This window comes from Streptomyces sp. NPDC037271, assembly GCF_055603605.1.
The window spans coordinates 215,484-242,216 of record NZ_JBVJVN010000008.1; the positions used below are offsets into that span (position 1 = coordinate 215,484).

Annotated in this window: 24 protein-coding genes, 1 tRNA gene and 1 pseudogene; 13 read left to right on the forward strand and 13 right to left on the reverse strand. The window is 70.8% G+C overall.

The genetic code is table 11. The annotated features are described in order from the left end of the window. Positions 1-257: 257 nt before the first annotated feature. The 3 genes from pfkB to ACZ7G3_RS17135 form a co-directional block, all read right to left on the reverse strand. Positions 258-1,205 (reverse strand): 1-phosphofructokinase, encoded by a 948-nt coding sequence (gene pfkB / locus ACZ7G3_RS17125; protein ID WP_470926368.1) that lies wholly within the window; start codon positions 1,203-1,205, stop codon positions 258-260. After that, complete coding sequence (locus ACZ7G3_RS17130; RefSeq protein WP_470926370.1) at positions 1,202-1,963, reverse strand: DeoR/GlpR family DNA-binding transcription regulator; 762 nt, start codon at positions 1,961-1,963, stop codon at positions 1,202-1,204. The genes pfkB and ACZ7G3_RS17130 overlap by 4 nt, the downstream gene beginning before the upstream one ends. Positions 1,964-2,319: 356 nt before the next feature. Further along, complete coding sequence (locus ACZ7G3_RS17135; protein ID WP_470926372.1) at positions 2,320-3,837, reverse strand: MFS transporter; 1,518 nt, start codon at positions 3,835-3,837, stop codon at positions 2,320-2,322. Positions 3,838-3,899: 62 nt separating this feature from the next. Here ACZ7G3_RS17135 and ACZ7G3_RS17140 point away from each other — a divergent pair, with 62 nt between their 5' ends. Further along, entirely contained in the window at positions 3,900-4,880 is a 981-nt protein-coding gene (locus ACZ7G3_RS17140; RefSeq protein WP_470926374.1) for a helix-turn-helix transcriptional regulator, read from the forward strand. Positions 4,881-5,208: 328 nt separating this feature from the next. Here the strand turns inward: ACZ7G3_RS17140 and ACZ7G3_RS17145 are convergent, their stop codons facing one another. Together ACZ7G3_RS17145 and ACZ7G3_RS17150 are read right to left on the reverse strand one after the other, a co-directional pair. Then, positions 5,209-5,889, reverse strand: coding sequence for a TetR/AcrR family transcriptional regulator (locus ACZ7G3_RS17145; RefSeq protein ID WP_470926376.1), 681 nt, complete (start codon positions 5,887-5,889; stop codon positions 5,209-5,211). Positions 5,890-6,385: 496 nt separating this feature from the next. Next, complete coding sequence (locus tag ACZ7G3_RS17150) at positions 6,386-7,384, reverse strand: sigma-70 family RNA polymerase sigma factor (RefSeq protein ID WP_426525766.1); 999 nt, start codon at positions 7,382-7,384, stop codon at positions 6,386-6,388. Between the two features lie 235 nt (positions 7,385-7,619). On the opposite strand from ACZ7G3_RS17150, the pseudogene ACZ7G3_RS17155 reads away from it, so the two are divergent. After that, positions 7,620-8,149 (forward strand): annotated as a pseudogene (locus ACZ7G3_RS17155) (GNAT family N-acetyltransferase); the annotation flags it as partial. Between the two features lie 192 nt (positions 8,150-8,341). On the opposite strand, the gene ACZ7G3_RS17160 reads toward ACZ7G3_RS17155, so the two are convergent. Beyond that, positions 8,342-9,127 carry a dioxygenase family protein gene (locus ACZ7G3_RS17160; RefSeq protein WP_470926378.1) on the reverse strand — a complete coding sequence of 262 codons (786 nt, stop codon included), beginning with the start codon at positions 9,125-9,127 and terminating at the stop codon, positions 8,342-8,344. Positions 9,128-9,225: 98 nt separating this feature from the next. Between ACZ7G3_RS17160 and ACZ7G3_RS17165 the strand changes: the two genes are divergently transcribed. Then, positions 9,226-9,741: a MarR family winged helix-turn-helix transcriptional regulator gene (locus ACZ7G3_RS17165; protein WP_470926380.1), complete on the forward strand. Its 516-nt coding sequence runs from the start codon at positions 9,226-9,228 to the stop codon at positions 9,739-9,741. A gap of 133 nt (positions 9,742-9,874) precedes the next feature. On the opposite strand, the gene ACZ7G3_RS17170 is transcribed toward ACZ7G3_RS17165, so the two are convergent. Both ACZ7G3_RS17170 and ACZ7G3_RS17175 read right to left on the reverse strand, forming a co-directional pair. Continuing rightward, the gene (locus ACZ7G3_RS17170) at positions 9,875-11,434 is read right to left on the reverse strand and encodes an MFS transporter (RefSeq protein ID WP_470926382.1); all 1,560 of its coding nucleotides are present in this window, start codon (positions 11,432-11,434) and stop codon (positions 9,875-9,877) included. Positions 11,435-11,735: 301 nt separating this feature from the next. Continuing rightward, positions 11,736-12,389, reverse strand: coding sequence for a TetR/AcrR family transcriptional regulator (locus ACZ7G3_RS17175; RefSeq protein ID WP_470926384.1), 654 nt, complete (start codon positions 12,387-12,389; stop codon positions 11,736-11,738). Positions 12,390-12,682: 293 nt separating this feature from the next. Here ACZ7G3_RS17175 and ACZ7G3_RS17180 point away from each other — a divergent pair, with 293 nt between their 5' ends. From ACZ7G3_RS17180 to ACZ7G3_RS17195, 4 genes are all read left to right on the forward strand, one after another. Further along, on the forward strand, positions 12,683-13,981 hold the full coding sequence (locus tag ACZ7G3_RS17180; protein WP_426596667.1) for a M6 family metalloprotease domain-containing protein: 1,299 nt from the start codon (positions 12,683-12,685) through the stop codon (positions 13,979-13,981). Between the two features lie 117 nt (positions 13,982-14,098). Then, the gene (locus ACZ7G3_RS17185) at positions 14,099-15,802 is read left to right on the forward strand and encodes an IclR family transcriptional regulator domain-containing protein (protein WP_470926386.1); all 1,704 of its coding nucleotides are present in this window, start codon (positions 14,099-14,101) and stop codon (positions 15,800-15,802) included. 63 nt (positions 15,803-15,865) lie between these two features. Then, positions 15,866-15,938: transfer RNA gene (locus ACZ7G3_RS17190), tRNA-Arg, on the forward strand. 113 nt (positions 15,939-16,051) lie between these two features. Then, complete coding sequence (locus tag ACZ7G3_RS17195; RefSeq protein WP_398125225.1) at positions 16,052-16,399, forward strand: hypothetical protein; 348 nt, start codon at positions 16,052-16,054, stop codon at positions 16,397-16,399. A gap of 89 nt (positions 16,400-16,488) precedes the next feature. On the opposite strand, the gene ACZ7G3_RS17200 is transcribed toward ACZ7G3_RS17195, so the two are convergent. Beyond that, complete coding sequence (locus ACZ7G3_RS17200; RefSeq protein WP_470926388.1) at positions 16,489-17,727, reverse strand: tyrosine-type recombinase/integrase; 1,239 nt, start codon at positions 17,725-17,727, stop codon at positions 16,489-16,491. Further along, positions 17,728-18,009: a helix-turn-helix domain-containing protein gene (locus tag ACZ7G3_RS17205; RefSeq protein ID WP_470926390.1), complete on the reverse strand. Its 282-nt coding sequence runs from the start codon at positions 18,007-18,009 to the stop codon at positions 17,728-17,730. It lies immediately after the preceding gene. Between the two features lie 385 nt (positions 18,010-18,394). Here ACZ7G3_RS17205 and ACZ7G3_RS17210 point away from each other — a divergent pair, with 385 nt between their 5' ends. The 5 genes from ACZ7G3_RS17210 (at position 18,395) to ACZ7G3_RS17230 (ending at position 23,518) form a co-directional block, all read left to right on the forward strand. After that, entirely contained in the window at positions 18,395-18,631 is a 237-nt protein-coding gene (locus tag ACZ7G3_RS17210; RefSeq protein WP_365788893.1) for a helix-turn-helix transcriptional regulator, read from the forward strand. A gap of 149 nt (positions 18,632-18,780) precedes the next feature. After that, positions 18,781-20,037: a DUF3631 domain-containing protein gene (locus ACZ7G3_RS17215; RefSeq protein WP_470806288.1), complete on the forward strand. Its 1,257-nt coding sequence runs from the start codon at positions 18,781-18,783 to the stop codon at positions 20,035-20,037. A 207-nt stretch (positions 20,038-20,244) separates the two neighbouring features. Continuing rightward, on the forward strand, positions 20,245-21,051 hold the full coding sequence (locus ACZ7G3_RS17220; RefSeq protein WP_470926465.1) for a DUF2637 domain-containing protein: 807 nt from the start codon (positions 20,245-20,247) through the stop codon (positions 21,049-21,051). Positions 21,052-21,287: 236 nt separating this feature from the next. Beyond that, positions 21,288-21,806, forward strand: a complete 519-nt coding sequence (mobC, locus tag ACZ7G3_RS17225) for a plasmid mobilization relaxosome protein MobC (protein WP_470926393.1) — start codon at positions 21,288-21,290, stop codon at positions 21,804-21,806. Beyond that, on the forward strand, positions 21,803-23,518 hold the full coding sequence (locus tag ACZ7G3_RS17230; RefSeq protein WP_470926395.1) for a relaxase/mobilization nuclease domain-containing protein: 1,716 nt from the start codon (positions 21,803-21,805) through the stop codon (positions 23,516-23,518). Before mobC ends, ACZ7G3_RS17230 begins: the two co-directional genes overlap by 4 nt. Here ACZ7G3_RS17230 and ACZ7G3_RS17235 read toward each other — a convergent pair whose 3' ends face one another. Genes ACZ7G3_RS17235 through ACZ7G3_RS17245 form a run of 3 tightly spaced genes read right to left on the reverse strand, consistent with a single transcriptional unit; the run spans position 23,519 to position 25,227 of the window. After that, on the reverse strand, positions 23,519-24,064 hold the full coding sequence (locus ACZ7G3_RS17235) for a flavoprotein (protein WP_470926397.1): 546 nt from the start codon (positions 24,062-24,064) through the stop codon (positions 23,519-23,521). A gap of 54 nt (positions 24,065-24,118) precedes the next feature. Continuing rightward, positions 24,119-24,349, reverse strand: a complete 231-nt coding sequence (locus tag ACZ7G3_RS17240; RefSeq protein WP_470926399.1) for a DUF397 domain-containing protein — start codon at positions 24,347-24,349, stop codon at positions 24,119-24,121. Next, positions 24,346-25,227 carry a helix-turn-helix domain-containing protein gene (locus ACZ7G3_RS17245; protein WP_470926401.1) on the reverse strand — a complete coding sequence of 294 codons (882 nt, stop codon included), beginning with the start codon at positions 25,225-25,227 and terminating at the stop codon, positions 24,346-24,348. Before ACZ7G3_RS17245 ends, ACZ7G3_RS17240 begins: the two co-directional genes overlap by 4 nt. 183 nt (positions 25,228-25,410) lie before the next feature. On the opposite strand from ACZ7G3_RS17245, the gene ACZ7G3_RS17250 reads away from it, so the two are divergent. After that, entirely contained in the window at positions 25,411-26,724 is a 1,314-nt protein-coding gene (locus ACZ7G3_RS17250; RefSeq protein WP_470926403.1) for a hypothetical protein, read from the forward strand. Positions 26,725-26,733: the final 9 nt, after the last annotated feature.

The window sequence follows — 26,733 nt, forward strand, 5'->3', positions numbered from 1 at the left end:
CTCGCGTATCGCCCGGAACGCGGGGTGGGCGGGGGCGGGGAGGGGGACGGGGGCACTGCGGTGGGGTCCGGGGACGGCTCCGGGAAGGGAGCCGGAGACCGAACCGGGCAAAGGACCAGGGACCGAACCGGGCAAAGGGCCGGGGACAGAGCCGGGGACAGAGCCGGGGGTGGGGTCCGGAAGGAAGCCGGAGACCGTGCCGGGAAGAAGGCGGGGCAGCGGGCCGGGGAAAGGACCGGGAAGGGCGCGGTGGAGGGTCATGACGCCGGCTCCTTCAGTACGCGGTCCACCGGCACCTCCGCCGTGACCGTCACCGCGCCCGGGTCCAGGTCGGCCGGCGTCGGCATCACGCTGCCGGGCAGCTGGACGGCGGCGGCGCCGTGCGCGACGGCGGCGGCGAGGGCGCCCGGCCCCGCGCCCCCGGCGACGAGGAACCCGGCGAGGGAGGAGTCACCGGCGCCGACGTTGCTGCGTACGGCGTCCACGTGGGCGCTGCCGAACCAGGTGCCCTCGTCGGCCACGAGCAGCTGCCCGTCGGCACCCAGGCTGGCGAGCACGGACCGGGCGCCCAGTTCCCGCAGTTCCTCGGCGGCCTTCACGGCGTCGCCGACGGTGGCCAGGGGACGCCCGACGGCCTCCGCGAGCTCCTCGGCGTTCGGCTTGACCACGTCGGGCCCCTCACGCAGCGCCTGGAGCAGCGCCGGTCCGGAGGTGTCCAGGGCGATGCGGACACCGGCCGCGTGCGCCCGGGCGACCAGTGCCGCGTACCAGGAGGGGGCGAGTCCGCGGGGCAGGCTGCCGCAGCAGGCGATCCAGTCCGCGCCGGGCGACTGGCGCCGTACGGTCTCCAGGAGCAGTTCCTGCTCGGCCGCCGACAGTTCGGGACCCGGCGCGTTGATCTTCGTCAGGATGCCGTCGGCCTCGGCGAGCGCGATGTTGGAGCGGGTGGCCCCGGCGATCGGCACCGGTGCGGCCTCGATGCCCTGTGCGTCGAGCAGGTCGGCGACGAGTGCGCCCGGCGCGCCGCCGAGCGGCAGCACGGCGACGGTGCGCCGGCCGGCCGCCGTCACCGCGCGCGAGACGTTCACGCCCTTGCCGCCCGGGTCCACGCGCTCGCCCGTGGCGCGGACGACCTCACCTCGGTCGAGGGAGGGAACCTCGTAGGTCCGGTCCAGGGACGGGTTGGGGGTGACGGTGAGGATCATGCGCGTACTACTTCCGTGCCGGCGCGCTCGATGGCGGCGGCGTCTTCGGGGCTCATCCCGCTGTCGGTGATCAGCAGGTCCACGTCGCTCAGGGCGCCGAAGCGGGCGAAGTGCTCCTGGCCGTGCTTGGAGGAGTCGGCGAGCAGCACCACGCGTCGGGCGGCGGCGACGGCGGCCCGCTTGACGGCGGCCTCGGCGAGGTCGGGGGTGGTCAGACCGTGCTCCACGGAGAAGCCGTTGGCCGCCACCAGCAGCACGTCGGCGCGGATCTCGCCGTACGCGCGCAGCGCCCAGGCGTCCACGGCAGCGCGTGTACGGTGCCGCACGCGCCCTCCGACCAGGTGGAGCTGGATGCCGGGGTGGTCGGCGAGGCGGGCCGCGATGGGCAGGCTGTGGGTGACGACGGTCAGCGAGGACTCCGGCGGGAGCGCGGCGGCCATGCGGGCCACCGTGGAACCGGCGTCGAGGATCATCGTGCCCTCGGCCGGCAGTTCCGCCAGGGCCGCCTTGGCGATCCGGTCCTTCTCGTCGGCCGCCGTGGACTCGCGCTCGGCGAGGTCGGGTTCGAAGCCGAGCCGGTCGGCGGGGATCGCGCCACCGTGCACCCGGCGGAGCAGACCGGCTCGGTCGAGCGCCTTGAGGTCGCGGCGGATGGTCTCCGCCGTCACCTGGAACTCCTCCGCCAGCGACATCACGTCCACCCGGCCGCCGTCCCGGGCGAGCCGGAGGATCTCCTGCTGCCGCTCCGGTGCGTACATGCCCGTTCGCCTCCGACCTGTGCCCGAACCTGTGGTTTCAAGCGGAGACTACGCCCGGTTTTCCGGAATGTAAACAAGAAACCAGAAGCAGTCGGACTCACTCAGACACGAACGGGCATCACGGCTCGGGCTTGCCGGGCCGGGACGCGAAGAGGGGCGGGCCCGGCACCGAAGTACCGGCCCCGCCCCTCCCCACTCCGTACTCCGCCCCGACTCCCCGCCTGCCTGTCTGCCCGTCTGCCCGTCTCCCCGCCTGTCTGTCTGCCCGTCTGCCCGCTCCCGGAGCGGAGTGGAGTGGAGAGGGTGGAGTCGAGAGGGTGGAGTGGAGAGGGTGGAGTGGAGTGGAGTGCGGCGGGTCAGACCAGCGCGGGCTCCTTCCCCTCCGCCCCGTCGGCCTCCTGGGCGCCTTCCACGTGCTGCGCCGGCCGCTTGGGCAGTGCGAACATCAGCAGGAAGATGACGGCCAGCACGGCTGCCACCCAGCCCAGTGCGTTCTGGAAGCCGTCCGCGTACTCCGGGCCGATGCGGGACGGGGCCGGATGGTCGCCCATCGTGCCGAAGAAGACGACGGAGACCAGGCCGAGCCCCAGCGCGTTGCCCATCTGCTGCACGGTGTTGATGAGTCCGGACGCCGCCCCGGCGTGCTCGCGCGGCACCTGGGACAGCACGGCGTCCGTCAGCGGCGCGACGATCAGCCCCATGCCGAGGCCCATCACGACGAGCGGCAGCGCCATCTGCCAGGACGTGATGCCGAGTCCGTACCGCTCGGACTCCCAGATGTAGAGCAGTACTCCGGCCGCCATCACCAGCGCGCCCGCCTGGAGCACCTTGCGTCCGAAGCGCGGGACCAGCTTCTGCACCGACACGCCGGCCGCCACGGAGACGGCGATCGAGAACGGCACGCCGGTCAGCCCGGCCCGCAGCGGGGTCCAGCCGAGTCCGTCCTGCATGTACAGCGTCCACACCAGGAAGAAGATGCCCAGCGCCACCCCGAAGACGGTCTGCACGGCGATGCCCGCCGCGAAGCTCTTCACCCTGAACAGCGACAGCTCGACCAGCGGCGAGCCGTCCCGCACGCTCTTCCGCCTCTCGTACGCCACCAGCACCGCGAGGACCACGAACGCGCCGGCCATCGACAGGTACCCCCACAGCGGCCAGTCCAGCTCGCGGCCCCGGGTCAGCGGGTAGACGAGCATGAGCAGACCGAGGGTGACCAGGGCGACCCCGACCAGGTCCAGCTTGAGGGCGCGCGGCGCCTTGGACTCGGTGATGAAGCGGCTGCCGAGGACGAGTCCCGCGATGCCGACCGGCAGGTTGATGAGGAAGATGGGCCGCCACTCCAGCCCGAACAGGTTCCACTCGGTGAGCAGGGCGCCGAGCAGCGGACCGGAGACGGCCCCCAGTCCGACGATCGCGCCGAACAGTCCGAACACCTTGCCGCGTTCGTGCGCCGGGAAGGTGGCGTGCACGATCGACAGCACCTGCGGCACCATCAGCGCCGCCATGGCGCCCTGGAGGATGCGGGAGGCGACGAGCATCTCCGGGTTCACGGCGAGGCCGCACAGCGCGGACGCGACGGTGAAGCCGCCTATGCCGATGAGGAAGACCCGCTTGCGGCCGTGGATGTCGCCGAGCCGCCCGCCGGTGATCAGACCGGCGGCGAAGGCGAGCGCGTAACCGGCGGTGATCCACTGGATCTGGCTGAAGGAGGCGCCCTCGTCCTGCCGGATCGACGGGATCGCGATGTTGACGATGGTGACGTCGACGAGGTCCATGAAGGCCGCGGTCATCACGATCGCGAGGGCGAACCAGCGACGCCGGTCGCCCTCGACGGGCTGGGCGGGCGCGGGCCCCGGGGTGTGCGTTGAGGTCATGGGAGGAAGCTATGGGCCCAGTAGGACGGATCACGTCCTACATGTGCGGCATCCTCGGATCCATGACGACGGACACTCCGGCCCGGCTGCTGACGCTCCTCTCCCTGCTCCAGACGCCCCGCGAATGGCCCGGCGGCGAGCTCGCCGACCGGCTCGGGGTCTCCCGCCGCACGGTCCGGCGGGACATCGACCGGCTGCGCGAGCTGGGCTACCCGGTGCAGGCGACCATGGGAGCCGACGGCGGCTACCGGCTGGTGGCCGGCAAGGCCATGCCGCCGCTCGTCCTCGACGACGAGGAGGCGGTGGCCATCGCGGTGGGGCTGCGCGCCGGCGCCGGTCACGCGGTGGAGGGTGTGGACGAGGCGTCGGTGCGGGCGCTGGCCAAACTGGAGCAGGTGCTGCCGGGCCGCCTCCGCCACCGCGTCGCCACACTCCAGGCCGCGACGACACCGCTGACCAGCGGGGACGGACCGAGCATCGCGCCCGAGACGCTGACCGTGATGGCCTCGACGGTGGCCGGACGGGAACGGCTGCGGTTCGCCTACCGCGCGGGGGACGGCACCGGGTCGCGGCGCGTGACCGAGCCGTACCGGCTGGTGTCGACGGGACGCCGCTGGTACCTGGTCGCCTACGACCTCGACCGGGACGACTGGCGGACCTTCCGCGTCGACCGGGTCAGCGAACCCCTGGCCACCGGTGCGCGGTTCACGCCGCGGGAGTTGCCGACCGGGAGCGCGGCGGAGTACCTGCGGCGCTCGATGCAGCGGCGCGGGGACTCGTACGAGATCGTGGTCGCCTTCGACGCGCCGCCCCAGGCCGTCGCGGCACGGCTCCCGCAGTGGCTCGGGGCGCCGGAGGCGGCGGACGGCGGTGCCTCGTGCGTCCTGCGGGCGACCGTGTCCGACTCGGTGGAGTGGATGGCGGTACGGCTCGCGATGCTGGGGGTGGACTTCCGGGTACGGGAGCCGGCGGAACTGGTGGAGTGCGTACGGGCGTTGGGGGCGAGGCTGGTGAGGGCGGCAGGGGACGAAAGGACCGGATGACGGAGGGGGAACGGCACCACCGGCACCACCCACCGGCACCACCGGTACCACCCACCGGCACCACCCACCGGCACCACCGGTACCACCCACCGGCACCACCCACCGGCACCACCGGTACCACCCACCGGCACCACCGGTACCACCCACCGGCACCACCCACCGATACCACCAACCGGCACCACCGCCGCGCACCCCGCCGCCGTCCCGCCCCGCGCCACCCCGCCTCTGCCTCACCCCGCGCCGTCCCGCCACGCCCACGGCCCCTGCTGCTCTGCCGTGCCCCTGCCGTGCCTCTGCCCTGCCCCACCGCGTGCCGCCCGCACTCCCCCTACCGTGTGGGACAGCACTCCCACGCGATCCCCCGGAGCACCGCGAGATTCCGCAGCGCCAACTCCACGGGACTCGGCGCCGCATCGGAGGAGACCGCCCAGCGCTCCACCGCCACCCGCAACGCCGCCCCCGCCGCAGCGGCCCCGAAGTGCAGTTCGGGCGATGCCCGCAGTCGCGCGGCAACGTTGTCGTCCCCTCGGGCGATCCGCGTGGCCAGCACCTCCGCGAGCCCCCGTTCCGTCGCCTGGCAGACCTCCGCCCACACCTTGCGCAGCGCCGGACTGCTCTCGGCCAGGCGGACGAGGGTGCGGGCCCATTCCCAGGACAGCGCCGAGACCCCGGCGCCCGGTGTCAGCGTGTGCCGCACGGCGTGTTCCAGGGCCTCGGCCGGGGACAGCCCGGCCGGGGCATCGCGCACCGCCTGCGCCCAGCGCTCGGCACCCAGGGCGTAGAGCGGGGCGACGGCCTCCTCCTTCGTCGCGAAGTAGCGGTAGAAGGTGCGCGGGGCGACGCCGGCGGCCCTGGCGATGTCCTCGGCCCGGGTGGCCCTCAGGCCCTGGCCGGCGAAGAGGCGGGCCGCCGCACGGGCGATCTCCATCCGGGTCTCGGCCTTGCGCCGTTCGGTCAGGGAGACCGGCCCCGGGCCGGGGGCGGGACATGCGGGGATGGTGCTGCTCACTTCGGCAGATTATGCCGCTGTGGCAGAATCTGCCATTCGGCGGGTCACCCCGGGGTTCAGGTTCGGGGTGCCCCGCCTCCCGCCTCCCGCGTCTGCTCCGGCCCGCGGCCGGCCCGCGCTTTCCCGACAGAAGGGAGCCGGGCCCGGCGCCCCGGGGGGAGAGGCGCCGAGCCCGGCTCGGGGAGGTCCCGGCGCCGGGGGGAGTGCGTCGGGACGTGGTCCAAAGGGGCGGACAAGCACGTTCGGGACCGGTGGTCCCGGGCCCGGACGGCTGGGGACCGGTGGACCCGGAGTTCTTGTTCCCGGCCACGGCCGGTTGAAGCAGCGTTACACAGCCATGTTTGCGCGGGGTTCGGTCACCGGCGTACGCCCCACGGGGAGCTTCACGCTCCGCGCATCACGCCTCCACACATCGCGCCTCCGCGTCTCCGCGTCCCGCCGCAGGTTCCGATGACCCTGCCGCATGCCGCATTCCGCCTGCCACCTCACGACCGCTTTACGCCGCCGCCTCGAAACCGGTGTCACGGGCCAGCTTCTTCAGCTCCAGCAGCGCGTGCTTCTCGATCTGCCGGATGCGCTCACGCGTGAGGCCGTGCTCCTTGCCGACCTCGGTCAGCGTACGCTCGCGGCCGTCGTCGATGCCGTACCGCATCTTGATGATGGAGGCCGTGCGCGGGTCGAGGCGGCCGATGAGGTCGTCGAGCTCCTCGCTGCGCAGCAGCGTCATCACCGACTGCTCGGGCGACACGGCGGACGTGTCCTCCAGCAGGTCGCCGAACTGGGTCTCGCCCTCGTCGTCCACCGACATGTTCAGCGAGACGGGGTCGCGGGCCCAGTCGAGTACGTCGGTGACACGCTCCGGCGTGGAACCGAGCTCGGCGGCGATCTCGGCGGGCTCCGGCTCACGGCCGTGCTCGCGGTTGAACTCACGCTGCACACGCCGGATCCGGCCCAGCTCCTCCACCAGGTGGACGGGCAGCCGGATGGTGCGCGACTGGTCGGCGATGGAGCGGGTGATGGCCTGACGGATCCACCACGTGGCGTACGTCGAGAACTTGAAGCCCTTGCGGTAGTCGAACTTCTCGACCGCGCGGACCAGGCCGGCGTTGCCCTCCTGGATCAGGTCGAGGAGCGGCAGACCGCTGCGGGGGTAGCGACGGGCGACCGCGACGACCAGACGGAGGTTGGAACGGATGAAGACGTCCTTCGCCCGCTCGCTCTCCTCGATCAGGGCCTGGAGCTCCTCCCGGGTGGCGTCCGCCCCGGTCTCCTCGTAGCCTTCGAGTACCTGCCGCGCGAACACACCCGCCTCGATGGTCTGGGACAGCTCGACCTCCTTGGCGGCGTCGAGCAGCGGGGTCCGTGCGATCTCGTCGAGGTACATGCCGACCAGATCGCGGTCGGCGAGCTCGCCGCCGGCTGCGCGGACGCTGGTTGCCGCGTCGGAGGTCCCGCCGGTGGCGGACTTACGACGGGCGACGGCACGGGTTGCCATGCGTGCTCCCTTGCGATGGTGGTTCAGCGGGTGGTCCGGGTGGTCCTGCGGGTGCTCGGCACCATGTGTGGGTCGTCTCCGGTCTCGGATCTCGTCGTGTCCGGTCCCTCTCGGGACTCTCCTCGGGTGCCCTGCATCCGATGGAAACAACGACTGGAATCCGGACAGAATTCCCAACCCGCCCCCCGATTTTTCTGATCATGCAGTACCCTGTGCCGCCACACGAGGGGGAGCGATGCCGTCGGCACGCGCAGAGGTCCAGGTCAGACCGGGAATCGAGGGCGACCTCAAGGCCCTCACCGACCTCTGCAACCACTACGTACGTGAGACGCCCATCACGTTCGACACCGTGCCCTTCACCCCGGAGGAGCGCCGCCCTTGACTGCCCTCCCACCCTGAAGACGGCCCGCACCGGCTGAGGGTTGCCGCGGACGCGGACTCGCAGGAGATTCTGGGCTACGCCACATCCAGCCCTCGTCGCGCGAAGCCCGTGTACGGGAACTCGGCGGAGACCACCGTCCACGACACCCGTCGCCCCGCACGCCGGCGGCCGGGGCGTCGGCACGCCGCTCCGCACGGCCCTCTTCGAGGCCCTGGCGGCCGAGGACCCGCACCGCGCGTACGCGGGGGCATCACCCAGCCGGACGATGCCTCCACCCGCCTGCGCGAGCGCTTCGGCTTCCGGTACGTCGGCACGGCACATACCGCGAGGTGGGCCGCAAGTTCGGCCGGTACCGGGACGTGGCCTGGTACGAGAAGCCGCTCTGGGTACGCCGTCCGGACGGCGTACCCAGAGGGCCTGGTCGCGCTGTCCGGACAGCGCAACCAGGCCCTCGCGCATTCCCCTCCGGCGGCTCGCGCGCGTTCCGCCCCGGTAGCCCTGTCGCCCTGTCGCCCTGTCGCCCTGTCCCCCGCGCGTCTCGCCCCGACAGCCCCCGCGCCGCCTCGCCCCGGCGGTCAGCCGAACTGCACCGACCGCTTGGCCAGCCCCATCCAGAACCCGTCGATCACGGACTTGCGCAGGTCCAGCTCGCCGGCCGCGTCCGCCGCCCCCATCGTCACGAACAGCGGGGCGAAGTGCTCCGTGCGCGGGTGGGCGAGCAGGCCCGCCGGGGACTTGCGGGCGAAGTCGAGCAGCCCGTCCACGTCACCGGCCTCCAGCGCGCGCCGCCCCCAGTCGTCGAACTCCGCGGACCAGGAGGGGACGCCGGCCTGGCGCAGCGCGGCGAGGTTGTGGGTGAAGAAGCCGGAGCCGATGATCAGCACGCCCTCGTCACGCAGCGGCGCGAGCCTGCGGCCGATCTCCATGAGCCGTGCCGGGTCGAGGGTCGGCATGGAGACCTGGAGGACCGGTATGTCGGCACCGGGGTACATCTCGACGAGCGGCACGTACGCGCCGTGGTCGAGTCCGCGGTCGGGGACGTCCTGCACGGGCATACCGGGGGCGCGCAGCAGCTTGCGTACGGACTCGGCGAGCGCGGGGGCGCCGGGGGCCTCGTAGCGCACCTGGTAGTAGTGCTCCGGGAAGCCCCAGAAGTCGTGGACCAGGGGGACGGTCCGGGTGGCGCCGAGGGCGAGCGGGGCCTCCTCCCAGTGGGCGGAGACGACGAGGACGGCCTTGGGGCGCGGGAGGGCGGCGGCCCACGCGGCGAGTTCGCCGGGCCAGACGGGGTCGTCGGCGAGCGGCGGGGCACCGTGGCTGAGGTAGAGGGCGGGCATGCGCCCCCGAGTGACTGCGGACATGAGCACGACTCCCAGTACTTGAACTCTCAACATCCCCCTTCCGCGAATCTACGCCCGCTTTGTTTAAAGTTCAAGAAATGGTTCCGTACGATGGATACATGAATACGGCACCCATCCCGGCCCCCGACGACGAGCCCCGCTGGCTCACCGCGGAGGAACAGCGCGTCTGGCGCTCCTACATCGTGGCCGCCACCCTCCTCGAGGACCACCTCGACCGGCAGCTCCAGCGCGACGCGGGCATGCCGCACGTCTACTACGGCCTGCTGGTCAAACTCGCCGAGTCACCGCGGCGAAGGCTGCGGATGACCGAGCTGGCCCGGTACGCGAAGATCACGCGTTCCCGGCTCTCGCACGCGGTCGCCCGCCTGGAGAAGAACGGCTGGGTACGCCGGGAGGACTGCCCCTCCGACAAGCGGGGTCAGTTCGCCATCCTCACGGACGAGGGGTACGAGGTGCTGCGCCGGACCGCGCCGGGCCATGTGAACGCCGTACGCCAGGCCGTCTTCGACCGGCTCAGCCCCGAACAGCAGGAGTCCCTCGGCGAGATCATGCGGATCGTCGCCGAGGGACTCCAGCCGAGCGAAGCGGGTGCGGACCTGCCCTGGTTGCGCTGAGCACGCGGCCGGGGCAGCCGGGGCAGGTCCGTGGGAGCCGTGCGCGAGGGGCGTCCCCTCCCCCCGAGCACGGGTGGCACAGAGAAACCCGAGAAGGCAGAACCCGAGAGGGTGAAAGCGTCCGGTGTCGTCGTCAGTGGGCGATGACCGGCACCGGCAGCTCGTCCTCGGCCGCGTCACCCGAACCGGAACCCGCACCCGTGACGGCGGTGCCGCCCGGACGGCCCGCGTTGACGAAGGTCAGGGCGATCACGGCCGCCGCGACCAGGATGCCGACGGCGAACCAGATGGCGCTGGCGTAGCCCTCCACCTGACCCTCCAGATGGACCAGCTGCTGCTGGGAGCGGGAGGCCGCGCCGCCGATGTGGTCGGCGACGTAGGACGTGGTGGCCGAGGCGGCGATGGTGTTCAGCAGCGCCGTACCGATCGCGCCGCCCACCTGCTGCGAGGTGTTGACCATCGCGGAGGCGACACCGGAGTCCCGGGGCTCCACGCCCATGGTGGCCAGGGACATGGCCGGCATGAACGCCGTACCCATGCCGAGGCCGAGCAGGAGCATGCCGGGCAGCAGCACGGTGGTGTAGGAGGTGTCGATGGCCAGCTGGGTCAGCAGCAGCATGCCGAGGGCGGCGACCAGGAAGCCGGGGCCCATCAGCAGCCGGGGCGCGACCCGGGTCATCAGACGGGTGCCGATCTGCGTGGAGCCCGTGATCATGCCCGCGATCATCGGCAGGAAGGCGAAGCCGGTCTTCACCGGCGAGTAGCCCTTCACGATCTGCAGGTAGTAGGTCAGGAAGAGGAACAGGCCGAACATCGCGATGATCGCCAGGCCCAGCGAGAGGTAGATCCCGCCCCGGTTGCGCTCCGTGATCACGCGCAGCGGCAGCAGCGGGGCCTTGACCTTCGACTCGACGAGCACGAAGGCGAGGAGCAGCACGGCGGAACCGACGAACATGCCGACCGTCACCGCGTCGCTCCAGCCCTCCGACTCGGCGCGGGTGAAGCCGTAGACGAGGGCGACGAGGCCGAGGGTGGACAGGATGACGCCGGGGATGTCGAGCGGCGAGCGGTTGCGGCCGCCCTGCGGCTCACGGATGACGAGGTACGCGCCGGCCGCGGCGACGACCGCGAACGGGATGTTGACGAAGAACGTCCAGCGCCAGTTCAGGTACTCGGTGAGGAAACCGCCGAGGATCAGACCCACGGCGCCGCCGCCACCGGCGATCGCCCCGTAGATGCCGAAGGCCTTGGCGCGCTCCTTGGCGTCCGTGAACATCACGGCGAGCAGGGAGAGCGCGGCGGGCGCGAGCAGCGCGCCGAAGACGCCCTGGAGGGCGCGGGAGCCGAACATCATCGCCTCGTTGGTGGCCGCGCCGCCGAGCGCCGAGGCGACGGCGAAGCCTGCCAGGCCCACGACGAAGGTGCGCTTGCGGCCCCACAGGTCGGCTATCCGGCCACCGAACAGCAGCAGACCGCCGAAGGCGAGGGCGTAGGCCGTGACGACCCACTGCCGGTTGCCGTCGGAGATGCCGAGGTCCTGCTGGGCGGAGGGCAGGGCGATGTTCACGATGGTGGCGTCGAGGACGACCATCAGCTGGGCGAGCGCGATGAAGACGAGCGCTTTCCAGCGTCCGGCGTCAGGGACGCCGGGGGCGCCGGCAGCGCCGGGAGCCTTGACGGCTGCTTCAGACATGGGGGTACCCACTTCGGGACTTCGTGACGGAAAAAGGTGAGTAAAGGGACGACTCGCCTACGGGCGACGGCCACCGGGCCATGGGCCACCGGAGCCGCCGTCCGCTGTTCAGACGGTCAGGCGTCGTGTCGGAGGGTCGGGGTCACAGAACTACTGGGTCACTACGGATCACAGAACTACTGGCCACTACTGATCACGGAACTACTGGTCACTACTGGTCACTACTGGTCACTACTGGTCACGGAGCTGCTGGTCACTACTGATCACGGAACTCCTGATCACGGAGCTGCTGGTCACAGAACTACTGGTCGCAGGGCCGGCGCAGGTCCTCCAGGGTCACGGCCGCACCCGGCAGGGTCGAGCGGGCGGGAGCCCGCAGCCCGTCCAGGAACAGCTGCAGATGGCGGTGGACGAACCGGTCGGCGCTCAGGCACCCCGTACCGGCCGGAGGCCGGCTCAGCTGGGCCGCGGCGATCATCAGATCGCTCACGCCCACGTCGGTACGGAGCTGACCGGCCGCCTTCGCCCGGTCCATGACCTCGGCGACGAGCCGCTCGACCCGTTCGCGCGCTGCTTCGAGGTCGGGGTGGTGCTGGTCGAACGTGCTGGAGACCATGGGGCACAGGGCACTGATCCGCTCGTCGGCGGAGACGTGCACGAAGCGCTCCAGCGCCTCGAAGGCGTCGCCGGTCTCCGCGAGAGCGAGCTCGGCCGCCCGCGCCGTACGGCCCATGACCGAGCAGACGACCTCGCGGACGAGGGCGTCGCGGTCGGGGAAGTTGCGGTACACCGTGGCGTTGCCGACGCCGGCCCGGCGGGCGACGTCGTCGAGCGGCACATCGGGGCCGTGCTCGACGAACATCTCCCGGGCGGCGGCGACGATCCGCTCCCGATTGCGCAGGGCGTCGGCGCGGGGCCGGGCCGCCTTGTGCTGTTCGGGGGGCGCGGTCTGCACGGCGTACTCCTCGGACGACTGGGTTGGCGATCCGGGGAGGAAGTCCCCGCTTCGCTCGGACACAGGGCTAAACGGGGAAACGATCCCCGGTTATTTCCCGCATCCGCAGACATTCACCGTGACCTGCATCACATCCGCTCCCCTCATGCCCGTCCGCGTCGTCCCCCGGTCGGCGGCTACCGGCGGGAAACCCACGATCGGCCTTTCCAGCGCGCGTCCGCCCACCCCTCGGCACAGGGTGATCGCAAGGGTGCAGCCGGTGTCCGGTGGCTGCCGTGGTCCGGGAGGTCTGCATGCAGCCGCAGTCGCAGGCGCAGCCGCCGAGCCGCCGCATACGCCCGCGCCGGCTGGCCGCGATCGCGACCGTCACCGTCGTGACCTTCGCGGTCAGCACCTCGGCGGGCACCGGCCGGCTCACGCCCAGCACCACGGCGTCGGGCCCCGGCCCGGCCGCCCTCTCCCGCTCCTCCGCACACGGCCCCTGCCTGATCAGCGGCGGCCCCGAGATCCAGATGTCCGAGGGCGTCCCGACCTCCGCCGGCTACGCCCGCTCCACCGGCACCGTCCGCGCCCTGACCCTGATGATCGACTTCTCGGACGCGCCCGGCGAGGGCAAGGCGCTCGACCGTTACGCCGAGTTCTTCCCGAAGACCGAGGAGTGGTTCCGCACCAGCTCCTACGGCCGCCTCGACTACCGTCCCGAAATCCCGATCCCCGACTGGCTGCGCATGCCGAAGCCGTTCGCCGAGTACGGCATAGAGCGCGGCGCCCCCTTCGACCCCGGCTACCGGAGCCTGGTCCAGGACCTGGTGGCGGCGGCCGACGCGAAGGTGGACTTCCGGTCGTACGACCTCATGAACGTGCTGGTCACACCGAACGCGGGCCCCTCCGCCCTGGACACGGTCCTGTCCGTCACCTTCGCCGGCAACACCGAGGCCCCGGTCGCCGACGGCGTCCCGGTGGCCAACGCGTCCTTCGTCTACTCCCGCCAGGACGACGGCTCCGGCTCCTACGACGAGACCGGCTACCGCGTCCTCCCCCACGAGAACGGCCACGTCTTCGGACTGCCGGACCTCTACACCCAGGAGGGCGGAGGGGCCGTCGGCCACTGGGACATCATGAGCGAGGACTGGGGCGCCAACAACGACCTCATCGGCTGGCACAAGTGGAAGCTGGGCTGGCTGGACCACTCCCAGGTGCACTGCGCGTCGGCGCCCGGGACGACGGAGTACACACTGACACCGCTGGCCCGCAAGGGCGGCGACAAACTGGTGGTCGTCCCCCTGGACGGCACGTCCGGCTACGCGGTCGAACTGCGCACGCGCGAGGGCAACGACGAGGTGGTGTGCCGGCCGGGCGTGCTGGTCTACCGGATCGACGCGGACGTGGACACGGGAATGGGCCCGGTGACCGTGTTCGACTCCCGCCGGGACAGCGGCGGCTGCACCCGCAGCCCGAACATCCACGCCGAGCTCTCGGACGCCGCCTTCACACCCGGCGAGACCTTCAAGGACCCGCGCCGGGGCATCACGATCGCGGTGTCGGGCGCGGACCTGAAGGGGGACCACCAGGTACGGGTCACCCGCAGGTGACCGCATGACGACCGGACCGGCAGCCGACGGGACCGCCGCACCGCCCGACCGGCCGTCCGCCCTCCTGCTCGCCCGGGATTACGGTAGGCCTGCCGCGACCGCCGTACCGGAGAGCCGATGCCCGCCAACCCCACGAACGACGCCGCCCACGCAGGGGCCGCCGCCACACCGGGCACCGGTACGCCCCACACCCCCGGTACACGGAAGGCGGTCTCACCGGCCGAAGCAGTGGCACCGGCCGAAACGGTGACACGTAGCGAACCCGTGGCACCGGCCGAGGCCGTGACCCCGCTACTGCGCGGAATCGCCGTACTGCGGCGGCTGACCGAGGCGGACGGCGGCACCCTCAGCCTCAGCGGCCTGGAGAAGGCCACCGGACTGGCCCGCTCCACGATCGACCGCATCACAGCGACCCTCGCCCGCATGGGCTACGTCCGCCTGGACGGCCGCGACGTGACCCTCGCCCCACGCCTGACGGAACTGGGCAACGCCTACCTCGCCGCCCTCCGCCTCCCCGCCCTCCTCGCCTCCCGTGCCGACGCCCTGGCCGACGATCTGGACGAGTCGGTCTCCCTGGCGGTCGGCGACCGCGACGGCATCCGTTTCATCCACCAGGCCACCCGCCGACGCGCCATGTCCCTGAGCTTCCGCATCGGCGACCTCCTCCCCGCCGAACGCACCGCGCCGGGCCCGCTGTTCGCCACGGAGTGGACACCGGCCGACTGGCGCCACTGGCACGACCGCCGGGCGGCGGACCCCGAGGACCGCACCTTCACCGCCGTACCCCCACGCGACCACACCACCCAGGCCCGGGACGAGGACTTCGAAGACCGCACGGCCGCCGCGGCGACCGACGGCTACTCCCTCGACGACCAGCTGATCGAACCGGGTCTGGTCGCGGTCTCGGCCCCCGTACGGGACCCCGGCACCGGCCGGGTGGCGTGCGTGGCGAGCGTGGTGAGCCACACCAACCGCCACACGGCCGAGGACCTGCGAACGGCCCTCCTCCCCCGCCTCCGCTCAACGGTGCGGTCGATGGAGGACGACCTGCGCACCGCCCCACCACCGGAGCCGGGAACCCCCCGCTGCGGCCTGGCCACCTGGACGACCGCGTCGAAACACGAACTGGGCCGGGAGTTCGTCGAATCCCTGGCCCGCGGCCTGACGGTACTGACCGCCTTCGGCGAGGACCGCCCGGCACTGACCCTCACGGACGTCGCGAAGGCGACGGGCCTCGCCCGGGCAACGGCACGCCGGGCCCTGATCACCCACGAGCACGCGGGCCTGGTGGCGGCCACCCCCGACCGGACCTTCACCCTCACCCCCCGAGTCCTCTCCCTCGGCTTCCCGCCCCTCTCCCGCACCTCCCTCCCCCAGATCGCCCAGCCCCACCTGACCGCCCTCGCCGACCGCGTCCACGAGTCGGCCTCGCTGGCCGTCCTGTCCGACTCGGGCGAGGAGATCCAGTACACGGCCCGGGCTTCCACCAGCCGCGTGATGAGCGCCCGCATCAGCGTCGGCACCCGCCTCCCGGCCCACGCGACCGCACTGGGCCGCGTCCTGCTCTCCCTCCCGGAGGCCCACTCGCAGGGCTACGCCCTGGTCGACGAGGAACTGGAGGCCGGCCTGCGCTCCATCGCGGTCCCGGTACGCGACCGCACGGGCCGCGTGGTGGCCGCGGTGAACGTCGCGATGCACGCCGCCCGCCGCACCGCAGCGGCCTGCGTGACGGACATCCTGCCGCTCCTGGCAGAGACGGCGAGCCACATCGAGGCGGACCTACGAGTCGCGGGCCGCTTCCGCCCGATCCCCCTGACCTGACCACCCGACACCCTCCACCCCACCCGCTACACTGTCGGCGGTGGCAGAACCACACCACCACCGGCCTTCGTAGCTCAGGGGATAGAGCACCGCTCTCCTAAAGCGGGTGTCGCAGGTTCGAATCCTGCCGGGGGCACAGAAAAACGCCTGGTCAGAGGCCCTTCCGTCCGACGGACGGGAGGGCCTTCGTACTCGCAGCACACATATGGCACACATGCGGCTGCGGGCAGAGGTGGGGAGCTGTGCGAGATGCCCTCGAAGGATGAGCTGGCCCGGCGACGGTACGAGAAGCTGGTCGACCGGCTTGAGTCGCTGATGCGGGCCGCGCTGAAGCCGGAGTTCGAGGGCTACTACGGGCAGCTGATCCTCGGCGCAGACGATCTTGCGGAGATGGGCGAGCTCAAGGATGTCCGGCGTGCCGCCAGGGAGGCGGGACAGCGTCTCGCCTGGAAGACAACCACGCACCTCGTCGGCGGGAGGCTCTTCGTCCTCGACGAGCGCGAGGTACCTGAGAGGACTGAGCGGTTGGCTGGGGATGCGGCCGCTGCTGCGATGGACCGGTTCTGGGAGGAAAGCCGTCGGCCGCGACTGACCTGATCCGAGGAGGACGCAAGGGGGCACCCCACCGCATCAGCGCGGTGGGGTGCCCCCTCGGTTACGGCGCCCCGGCACGGGTTAGGCACACATCACGCGGCGTCTACCTCCAGGGCGGCCACGGTCTCGGCGGCCTCACGGGCCTTCCGCTCCGCTTTCTCCAGCTTGGCCTTCGCCTTGGCCAGTTGCTTGGAGCGGCGCTTGTGCATCTTCTTCGAGACCTCGTCCAGGCGGTCGGGAAAGAGGTGCCCGTAGGTGTCCAGGGTCAGCGTCGCGGACTTGTGGCCCAGCATCGTCTGTACGACGTTGACGTCCGCACCGCTGGCGATGGCGAGCGAGGCCGCCGTGTGGCGCAGCTTGTGCGGGGTGACCTTGAGATGCCCCAGCCCCGCCCGAGTGACCGCAGGCGCGAAGAACCGCTGACGGAAGTTGCGCGCCCGCAGGGGGCCGCCCTGGGGGGCCGTGAAGAGCAACTCCTCATCGCCCCGTCTCTCGACGTGGGGCTTCAGCTCCTCGGCAAGGAAGCGCGGGATCGGCACGGATCGGCGCTCGTGGTTCTTGGGGGTGTCGAAGTAGAGCTTGCCGTTGTCCTCGACGTACGCCTCGACGATGTGGGCCCTGCAGGCGGCCAAGTCCACACGGCCCACCTTCAACGCCGACGCTTCGCCCCACCGCAGACCGGTGTAGGCCAAGAGTTGGATGAACACCCGGTAGGCACCTGCCGCGTTCGCGAGTGCCTCGACCTGCATGTCGTCGAGGTACACGTGGTCGGTCGGAGCCGGCTTCGGCAGGGGCACCCCGAGGGCGGGATTGACGGCTAGGCGGCGGGCCTTGACCGCGTAACCGAGGACACGGCTCAGCACCACATACGCCTTGCGGACCGATCGCGGGCTGAGCTTCCGGCCTCCCGTCGCCTGGCCGGACAGCATGTCGGCCAGCCACTCGGCAATGTCCTCGAAATGGATGCGGTCGAGGGACGTGGTGCCCCACCTGGGGATCACATGGACGTCCAGAACACCCCGGTACCGGTTGCGCGTGGAACGCTTCAGGTGAATCTGGGCGGCGAGCCAGGAGTCCGCGACCTCAGCGAACTTGGCGCGCGCGGCGGCCGGGTCGCGGTAGGAACCGTCATTGAGACGTGATTCCACCTTCAATCGCTCGGCGTCGGCATCGACCTTGCGGGCCAAGGTCTTCATCTTCGGCTTGCCGTCGGGGCCATACCAGCGAACCCGGTAGCGCCCAGGTGGCGTGCGCCCCACTCTCTTGGCTTCGGTCACCGCACGCATATAGGCCGCGTGACCGATGCGGTCCTCGATCCAGACGCGTGCCAACTAGCGCCCCTCCCGGTCGGTACCGGATGAAGAAGCGAACGGGAGCAGCAGGGTCGCCGGAGGGACTCCGAGCACGGCAGCGATCATGACGAGGTCGTCGACGTCGCAACGGCGGCGCGCGCGTTCCGTACGGCTGAGCGCGGTGTTGGTCATCGCGCGCCCCAGAGCGGCGCAGCCAGCTGCGAGTTGCTGCTGAGTGAGGGCGCGGTTGAGGCGCGCGCGCTCTATCGCCTGGGCGGTGTGGAGGCTGGCAGGGCCGATTTCTATGGGTCGAGTTGCCATAACACGTAGCTTTAACGTGCGACCGACCTTTTTGGCAATAGTTGGTTCTTAAACCCTACAGAAGTCGCGTCCCGCCGAATCAGCAATCGCACCGACTAATGCCTGACACACGGCGGCAGGAAGGCTGCACTGCTGACTCCCCCTCGGGAAAGCAAGCGCAGTGTAGCTGACTGCACCCCTGGACGATGCGCCGCCACCTGGACTTACGAACCGCCCGCCACCTTGGCGCCGACTTTTTGGTCAACCGCCGATTCACATCTACGGTATTGCCTCCCGTGCTCACCAACGGGAACTTCTGGAGCCTTCTAGAACCAACTCTGGACTTCTCCGCCTCGGGTGTGGCTGTGTTGTCCACGCAGTTGTCCGAAACCGAAAAAGGAGCCCTATGCCGAGCCTTTCCCCCCGTCCCGCCCACGCCGCCGCCGACGCCGACCGGCGCGGCCCCCTGGCCACCCCGGCGGAAGTCGCCGAGTACCTCGGGGTGCCGGTCAAGACGCTCTACCAGTGGAAGTACCGGGGCATCGGCCCGAACGTGCACAAGGTCGGCCGCCACCTGCGCTACCGCTGGACCGAGGTGGACGCCTGGCTGAACGCCCAGGCCGCGTACGACCTCGCCGTCTGAGACCACCCCACGGGAAAGCGAAACGGCTCCCGACGAGCCACCGCCGGGAGCCGCGCGGCCCCTTCCCACATCGCCCCTTGCCAGAAAACAACGATCTGTCTCGGTGAGTCCGGACCTTGCCCGTCCGAACTCACCAGGGAGGAACGCCTGTGGACGAATCTACGACCTCTCCAGCCCCCACCGCACCCGCCGTCACCCCGTCTTGGCCACCCGTGGCCATCCCCGGCCAGGGCCCGGCGTCCGATCCCTCATCCAGCGAGCGTGATCGGGCGGATAGCTCCAACGAAGGCGCCGGCCTGCTGGACGAGCTGCGCGCAGCGATCGCCCGGTACGTGATCCTGCCCAGTGGCGAGGCCCTGACCGCCGTCACGCTGTGGGTGGCGGCCACGCACATCCAGCCCGCACTGCAACACGCTCCGCGCCTGGCAGTGGTCGGGCCGGCGAAGCGGTGCGGCAAGTCCCGCCTGCTGGACGTGATCACGGAGACGGCGCACGACCCGCTGATCACCGTGAACACCAGCCCGGCTGTCGTCTTCCGTGCCATCGGTGACGACCCGCCCACTCTGCTGGTGGACGAGGCCGACACCATCTTCGGCAGCATCAAGGCCGCAGAGAAGAACGAGGAACTGCGCGGCTTGCTCAACGCCGGCCATCAGCGCAACCGGCCCGCCCTGCGGATCTCCGGTCCCGAGCACAAGACGCGGAAGTTCCCCACCTTCGCCATGGCCGCGCTTGCCGGCATCGGCGCCCTGCCGGACACGGTCATGGACCGGGCGGTGGTGATCCGCATGCAACGCCGCAAGGACGGCGAGCGCGTCGATCAGTTCCGCTCCCGCCGCGACATCCCCGCCCTACACGCTCTGCGGGACCGCCTGGCGGCCTGGATCCGTCCGCTCATGGACACCGCCGAGGACCTGGTACCGCGGATGCCGGTGCAGGACCGCGCGGCGGACACCTGGGAACCGCTCGTGATCGTCGCGGAGCTGGCTGGCGGCACCTGGCCCGAGGACGCGCGCGCAGCCTGCACGGCCATGTGCGCCGCCGAGGCGGACAAGGACGACGAGTCCAACCTCAAGACCCGCCTGCTGCAGGACATCCGGCGCGCCTTCGCCCGCTGCGGCGACCCGGACATCATGCGCACCCGGGACCTGCTGGAGGAGCTACTCAAGGACCCGGAGGCTCCGTGGGCCGAGTACGGCACCGCCGGCCTCAGCCCACGCCACCTTGGGCTCCTCTTGAAGGACTTCGATATCAAGGCCGCCACCCTCCGCTTCGAGGGCGGCAGGCAGGCCAAGGGCTTCGCGCGCCTCCGCTTCACCGACGCCTGGGCGCGGTACTGCCCGGAGGAGTCCACCTCCGAGAGCGGTGACGAGAGCAACCAGACAGGCCCGGACCCGCACCCATAAAGACTCGTCGCACCCGTCGCATCGCAGGTCAACCCCGTGACGGGTGTCGTCGCTGCGACGAGTCGTCTCGTACCACGACGATCACCCGTACCTGCTCTGACCAGCCGTGCGACGGGTGCGACGGGTCCGCCACCTCTTTGCCCACCATCCCTCCCCGCTTGGAGCACCCGCTTGCCCGTACGCACCACCGCGACCCCAGTACCGATGATGACCGCCGCGATCCGCCTGGGGGTCGCTCTGGTCGGCACGATCGGCTTCGCCCTCTCGTACGACGCCCTGCGGCAGATGGCAGTGGCCATCCACATCCGCGGAGTGCTGACGTACGCCTTCCCGCTCGTGATCGACGGGTTCATCGCCATCGGCGTCGCGGCCCTGCTCATCCTGCGAGCCGCCCCCTGGCGATCTCGCCTCTACGTCTGGGCCCTCGTCGGCATCGCCACCATCACGAGCATCTGGGCGAACGCCCTGCACGCAGTCCGTCTCAACCAGGAGAGCGACGCCGCCGGGCTCCACCTGGACGACGTCACCGTCGGCGCCCTGTCGGCCATCGCCCCGCTCGCGCTCGCCGGAGCCGTCCACCTGGATCTCGTCATACGCCGGCACCCCACTGGTCGGCACTCGACTGAACCGGTCAGCGCTCAGCGCCACACTCACGTCGAGGACTTGCTGCGGTCCTCTCCGGACAGCGACACGGCCGATGCCTCGAAGGGCGCGGCACAAGCACGGCCCGAAGTTGTGGCGCAGGACATCGCGGACGTGGCGGACCCTCCGGCCGAAGTGGCGGATGCGCGTCAGCCCCACAGCCCGATCAAGGGTCGGCAGCCCAGCGTTTCCACGGAAACGCTCCTGGCTCTCGGCCGCGCCGCGCCTCTGGGCCGCCAAGGACGTATCTCCCGTCGCCACGTCGAAGCGGCGATCCGAGCCCAGGGCCACCCCGTCGGCAAAGACCGCCTCACCGAGATCACGCGCCGCCTGCAGGCCGAACTCGACCGTACGCCCGAGCGCGTCTCCTAGCGCGCTGACCGGTCGCTACCGCCCGTCATCGCACTGCTCAGCAAGTGACCAGAAGGCGGAGCCGACCGCCCATGGCACTTCCCGTCCGCCGACCCCTAGTAAGGACTGTCCCGATGCGCGAAGCCCGACGTGAGCTGCCCCCCGGACTGCGGGAGATGACCACAAGCGTCACCCAGCCAGCAAGGTATGCCGTTGGACCGTCCAAGGGGCGGTCCAACGGGAGTTCCGCCCCGGGGGTGGCGGAGACCCTCGGGAGCCAGGGGGCACCCGAGGAGGGGCAACGCCTCCAGGCCACGCCCGTCGTCCTGCCGCGTGCCGCCGAAGCCGCCGCCCTGCACCGCATCGCCCGTCGCCGCAAGCGCAAAGACACCCAGCGCAAGGAGCGTGTCGACGTGCGCTACAGCGTCGAAGAGAAGGCCGCCATCCTCACCAGAGCCCGGTCGCTCAACATCGCCGGCGCCCACTACGTCGGCGCCGTCGTCATGGCCCATATCCACGGCGACCTCGCCCTTCCCGGCCAGCGCACCCCGCTGGACGACTACATCGACGAGCTGACCGCCCTGCGCGAGGAGATCGCCAAGATCGGCAACAACGCCAACCAGATCGCCCGGAAGCTCAACTCCGGCGGCCATCCACACCCTGGGGACACCGTCGCCCTCGCCCAGGCCGAACGCACCCTCGGCGCGGTCCGAGCAGCCATCAGCGAGATCGCCGGAACTACGAACCAGGCCGTCACCAACAAGGCCGCCCGGTGATCGCCAAGATCAGCAGCGGAAAGGACACGGCTGGCCTGATCCGGTACCTGTTCGACACCAAGAAGGCCAAAGACCACACGGATCCCCACCTCGTCGCCTCTTGGGACGGCTTCGCCCCCGACCCCGGCCGCACGAATGACTTCACCGCCACAAAGCGGCTTCTCGTGGCTGACCTCGACCTCCGCGTCAAGCAAGCCCGCCGACTCGGCCGCGCACCCGAGCGGCACGTCTGGCACTGTTCCCTCCGCGCCGCCACAACCGACCGGCACCTCAGCGACGAGGAGTGGGCCGACATAGCCCGCCGCGTCGTGGCCGCCACCGGCATCGCGCCACAAGACGACCGGGACGGCTGCCGCTGGGTCGCCGTCCGCCACGCCCCCGACCACATCCACATCGCCGCCACCAAGGTCCGCGGCGACCTCCGCCCCGCACGCCACTGGAACGACTACCTCACCGCCGACCGCGAACTCGCCGCCATCGAGAAGGAGTACGGACTCCTTCAAGTCGTTCGCGGAGACCGCACCGCCGCCAGACGCTCCACTCGCGCCGAGCAGGAAAAGGCACACCGCCAAGGCCGGGACAAGTCGGCTCGTGAACGCCTGCGCACCGTCGTCCGCACTGCCGTGGCCGCCTCCACCAGCACCGAGGAGTTCATCCGCCTGCTCAGCCGCACCGAAGGTTTGTTGGTCGAAGCCGTGTACTTCCCTTCCGGCGACGTGCGCGGCTACAAGGTCGCCAGCGAAGACAACCTCACCGTCGGCAAGGAACCCATCTGGTACTCCGGCTCCACACTCGCCCCGGACCTGTCCCTCCCCAAGATCCGGGCACGCCTGGAGGCCACCGAACCGCAGCTCACCAACCATCCGAGCAAGCGCTCTCCTCGCTCTCCCAACCCCTGGCACCAGGCCATCGCCGCCACCGAGCGCATCCCCCACCACCTCAGCGGTCACGACGATGGAGCCTCGCAGGCCCACCTCGCCGCCTTCGGTGAAGCCCTCGACGTCCTGCCCCTCCTCGCTCCCGCGCCCATCCGCGCCCGGCTCTGTGAAGCCGCTTCCGCCTTCGAGCGCGCCACGCGCTCCCGCATTCAGGCCGAACACCACCACGCCCGTGCCCTGCGAAGCGCCACACGTGCGATGCTCCGCGAGCCCGCACCAAGCGACGGTACGGCGCTGGCGATGCTCCTCGATGCCGCGATCCTGGTCACCATCGCGGCCTCCCGCTGGCACCAGCTCCGCCACCACGACCAGCAGGTCGCCGCAGCCCAGCAGACCCTGCTCCAGCTACAAGCCGCCTACGACCAGGCAGCAACCGCGCCCCTGACCGCCCTCATCCGGCGCCGACCGCCACAACCGACTGGGGACCGGCACATCCACCACATCCGTCGGGCCGTACCCGAGCACTCGGAGCACGTCCTCGCAGATCCCTCGATTGCTGCCCTCACTGCCGCACTCGCCGAAGCGGAATCGCTTGGGTACGACCCTGAGCGCCTCCTCATGCAGGCCGCCGACCAACGTGCCCTGGATGACGCCCGCTCCCCCGCAGGGACGTTGGCATGGCGAGTTCAACGCTTCAGCGCACGGCCGACGCCCAACGCACGCGCCCGTGCAGTACAGGCCCACAGCGCAGCACGGCCTGGTGAGACACCCAGCGCTCCGGCCCACGAGGCAACCACCGTCTCGCCCCCGCAGCCGCGAGCACGCCGTCGCTGATCACGACGGCGCGGACAGCCTCGGGGCAAGCAGCTCCAGCACTTCCTCCCAGCGGTAGCGGTCGGCCCCGCCGCCCGCCTTCGGCCGGTGAGGCTCGTAGGAGCCGAACAGGACGCCCATCTCACGCAGCAGGTCCAGACTCCGGCGGTATGCAGGATGGGCGGCCTGGGCGGAGTTCAGGTACGGCAACACGGCGACCGGTACACCCATGGCGGGCGCCTCGCAGAGGATGCCCAGCGCGAGGTTGTCGGAGATCCCGGCGGCCCACTTGTTGACCGTGTTGAAGGTGGCCGGGGCGACCGCGATCGCATCTGCGGGCCGACTCGGGCGTGGCTCGCCCGGTGACCGCCAGGCCGAGCGGATGGGGCGGCCGGTCTGGGCCTCGACCGCCTCCGCATCAAGGAAGCCGGCTCCTTGCGGGGTGGCTACGACGCCGACGTCCCAGTGCCGTTCCTGTGCGGCGGTGATCAGCAGGCCTACGTCGGCGGCGACCCCGGCCGCGCAGACCACGATCTGGAGGAACGGCTTGTCGTGCTGGTCACTCACGCGGGCACTCCCAGTTGGCGGCTGAAACGGCGCATGTGCGGCTCGGGCAGTGCCTCAGCCGATGCAAGCCTCGCCGTCGGTGTAGTGGTCCAGCAGGTTGCCCAGGGCGGAACGGCTGAGGATCACAGGTGAAAGGTCGAGTGCCTTGGAATCGCGCACCGCCGCGTACGCACCGAGGTCGGCGATCTCGACGCAGTCGTTGGCGCCTCCGCTGTAGGAGCTCCTGCGCCAGTGCGCGTTGTACAGTTCCTCGGCGCGGGGGCGGCGGGGTGGAATCGTGCTCAAGGTTCGAGCTCCTCGGCAGTGCGGATGAGGCGGGTACGGGTCTCGGCCGGGCTGAGGGCGGAGGCCCTGAGCTGGTCGAAGGTGTCCGTGTAGTTCTGGACGTCGCTTTGGGACTCCAGATACACGGAGTTGTTGGGGTTCTCCAGCCAGACCAGCGGAGCTGTGGGCTGGGGGAAGGTGAGGACGACAAAGGGGCCATACAGGCCCGGATGGGCGCCGAGGCTGAACGGGAGGAGCTGGATGGTGACGTTCGGTTGTTCGCCGACCTGGACCAGGCGCGCGAACTGCTGGCGCATCACGGTGGGTGAGCCGATGACGCGATGGAGGACGCCTTCGTCCAGGACGGTCCGCAGTTCGGCGGGGCGCTCACCGGACAAGCAGCTTTGCTGGCGCTCCATGCGTACCTTGACCAGAGCGTCCACCTGATCGGCACCGAGATCAGGACGCATCTGGGCGATGACGGCGCGAGCGTAGTCCTCTGTCTGAAGCAGGCCGGGAACGAGCAAGGGCTGGTAGTTGGCCAGCGCGACGGCACCTGCCTCCAAGGCGAGGTAACCGTCGTAGCGGGTCGGGGTGAGAACCGTGGAGTACTTGCGCCACCAGGGCTTCTGCTGTTCCTTGTCGGCACGCACCAGGTCCAGGATGTCGTCACGCAGCTCGGCGTCCGTGACGGAGTAGCAGTCGAGGAGAGCCCGGACCAGAACTGGAGTGGTGCCGCGCTCGCCGGTCTCGATCCGGCTGAGAGACCCCTGGTTGACTTCGATCTGCTCCGACACCTCGGTGAGAGTCAGGCCGGACGCCTCCCGTAACTCCCGCAGCCGTGTGGCGAGCCGGCGTCGGTAGACCGACTGAGGGACCAGCTTCCTCTTCAGTGCCATGAAGGCAGTCTGTCCATCCACCCGTTGGCGGACAACCCGAACGGGCCAACTTGACCAGACATATTGCCTAGTTGCGTTTTGCGTCGGCACTCTTGCGTAGGACATCCCGTACGCCGCACGGTCCGGCGTGCGTGCCGTTCGCCGAGGAGCCATTGGTTCCGCCGACGTGTTGGGAGGTCTTCCATGCCCCGGAACACGCTGCTGCGGCAGTTACTCGAAGAGTGCCACCTCACGACTTACACGGCGTTCGAGGTGCAGTTCTCCCGCGCGGCCCGGAACCTGGCCGAGGAGGCGGGTGACCCTCGGCTGGCCGCGGTCGCGGTCTCTTCGCGGCAGTTCGACCGGTGGCTGAGTGGGGAACTGAAGCAGCTTCCCCGCCCCGACACGTGCCGCATTCTGGAGGAGCTGCTGGGCAGGGCTGCCCGCGACCTGTTCGCTTCGGCCTCGGCTTATCCGCCGACCGCCCCAGAGCCACTACCTGCGGACGTTCCACCTTCTCCCCAGGCCGGCCCGACGGCCCACGATGACGACCCGGCGGAGATTGTCGCCCGAGCCCGCCAGCTGGCCTGCGGCAACGTCGATCAGACCACTCTGTCTTTTCTCGCCTCCCGGATCGACGTGATCACCGAGCGGTACGAGAAGGATGGACCCGACGGCCTGTGGGGACAGACGAACAGCCTGCGCAGCATGGGGCACACCCTGCTCGCCGGTCAGCAACCTCCGTCCGCACGCAGGGAACTGTTCCGGATCACCGCACGCGCCGGCGGACTGCTCGGCTACATGGCGGTGAACACCGGCGCGTTTCCCCTGGCTGAGGCGTACTGCGCCGAAGCGCTGGAGCTGAGCCGGGCGATCGGCGATCTCGACACCGAGATGTGGGCCTGCGGCACCCAGTCCTTCGCGGCGTACTACGCAGGCCGTTACGACGAGGCCGACGCGCGGGCCGCCGCCGCGGTGGACCGGGCGCCGAACCACCCGCAGGCCATCCGGTTGCTGGTCAACGGCCGGGCCCGGGCGCTCGGCAAGCTCAGTGACCGGAACCAGGCCGAGCGGGCCATCGGGCGGGCGCTGGAGCTCTCCGACCGGCATGACGTGCCCCCCGGCCTGACCTCCTGCATCTCCTTCTTGCCGTATGGGCGGGCCCGCACCCTGGCCAATGCACTGACCGCCCGTGTCGCTCTGCAGGACACCGGGCACGTGCTGCGGGACGCCGAGGACCTCGACGACCTGGTCGAGAAGTCCGACTCCGCGTGGAGCCGCTCGCTGGTCCGCCTCGACGTGGCCACCGCGGTGCTTCAACAGCGAGCACCGGACGTGGAGCACGCCATGTCCCTCGGGCAACAGGCGATCACTCTGGCCAGTCCGATGCCGATCAGCTCGGTACGGCAACGCTCCCAGGACTTGTACGAGCGAGCAGCCCCTTGGCGGTCCCGGCCCGCGGTGCGCGAGTATGGCGAACAGCTCCGCGCCTGGGGCCATCAGCTCCCGCCTGCCTAGGCGGGGTGA

Bases quoted from the DNA above. Each gene is read 5' to 3' on its own strand.
- pfkB (WP_470926368.1), bottom strand. From the start codon at position 1,205: ATGATCCTCACCGTCACCCCCAACCCGTCCCTGGACCGGACCTACGAG.
- ACZ7G3_RS17130 (WP_470926370.1), bottom strand. From the start codon at position 1,963: ATGTACGCACCGGAGCGGCAGCAGGAGATCCTCCGGCTCGCCCGGGAC.
- ACZ7G3_RS17135 (WP_470926372.1), bottom strand. From the start codon at position 3,837: ATGACCTCAACGCACACCCCGGGGCCCGCGCCCGCCCAGCCCGTCGAG.
- ACZ7G3_RS17140 (WP_470926374.1), top strand. From the start codon at position 3,900: ATGACGACGGACACTCCGGCCCGGCTGCTGACGCTCCTCTCCCTGCTC.
- ACZ7G3_RS17150 (WP_426525766.1), bottom strand. From the start codon at position 7,384: ATGGCAACCCGTGCCGTCGCCCGTCGTAAGTCCGCCACCGGCGGGACC.
- ACZ7G3_RS17160 (WP_470926378.1), bottom strand. From the start codon at position 9,127: ATGTCCGCAGTCACTCGGGGGCGCATGCCCGCCCTCTACCTCAGCCAC.
- ACZ7G3_RS17165 (WP_470926380.1), top strand. From the start codon at position 9,226: ATGAATACGGCACCCATCCCGGCCCCCGACGACGAGCCCCGCTGGCTC.
- ACZ7G3_RS17170 (WP_470926382.1), bottom strand. From the start codon at position 11,434: ATGTCTGAAGCAGCCGTCAAGGCTCCCGGCGCTGCCGGCGCCCCCGGC.
- ACZ7G3_RS17180 (WP_426596667.1), top strand. From the start codon at position 12,683: ATGCAGCCGCAGTCGCAGGCGCAGCCGCCGAGCCGCCGCATACGCCCG.
- ACZ7G3_RS17185 (WP_470926386.1), top strand. From the start codon at position 14,099: ATGCCCGCCAACCCCACGAACGACGCCGCCCACGCAGGGGCCGCCGCC.
- ACZ7G3_RS17195 (WP_398125225.1), top strand. From the start codon at position 16,052: ATGCCCTCGAAGGATGAGCTGGCCCGGCGACGGTACGAGAAGCTGGTC.
- ACZ7G3_RS17205 (WP_470926390.1), bottom strand. From the start codon at position 18,009: ATGGCAACTCGACCCATAGAAATCGGCCCTGCCAGCCTCCACACCGCC.
- ACZ7G3_RS17210 (WP_365788893.1), top strand. From the start codon at position 18,395: ATGCCGAGCCTTTCCCCCCGTCCCGCCCACGCCGCCGCCGACGCCGAC.
- ACZ7G3_RS17220 (WP_470926465.1), top strand. From the start codon at position 20,245: ATGACCGCCGCGATCCGCCTGGGGGTCGCTCTGGTCGGCACGATCGGC.
- ACZ7G3_RS17245 (WP_470926401.1), bottom strand. From the start codon at position 25,227: ATGGCACTGAAGAGGAAGCTGGTCCCTCAGTCGGTCTACCGACGCCGG.
- ACZ7G3_RS17250 (WP_470926403.1), top strand. From the start codon at position 25,411: ATGCCCCGGAACACGCTGCTGCGGCAGTTACTCGAAGAGTGCCACCTC.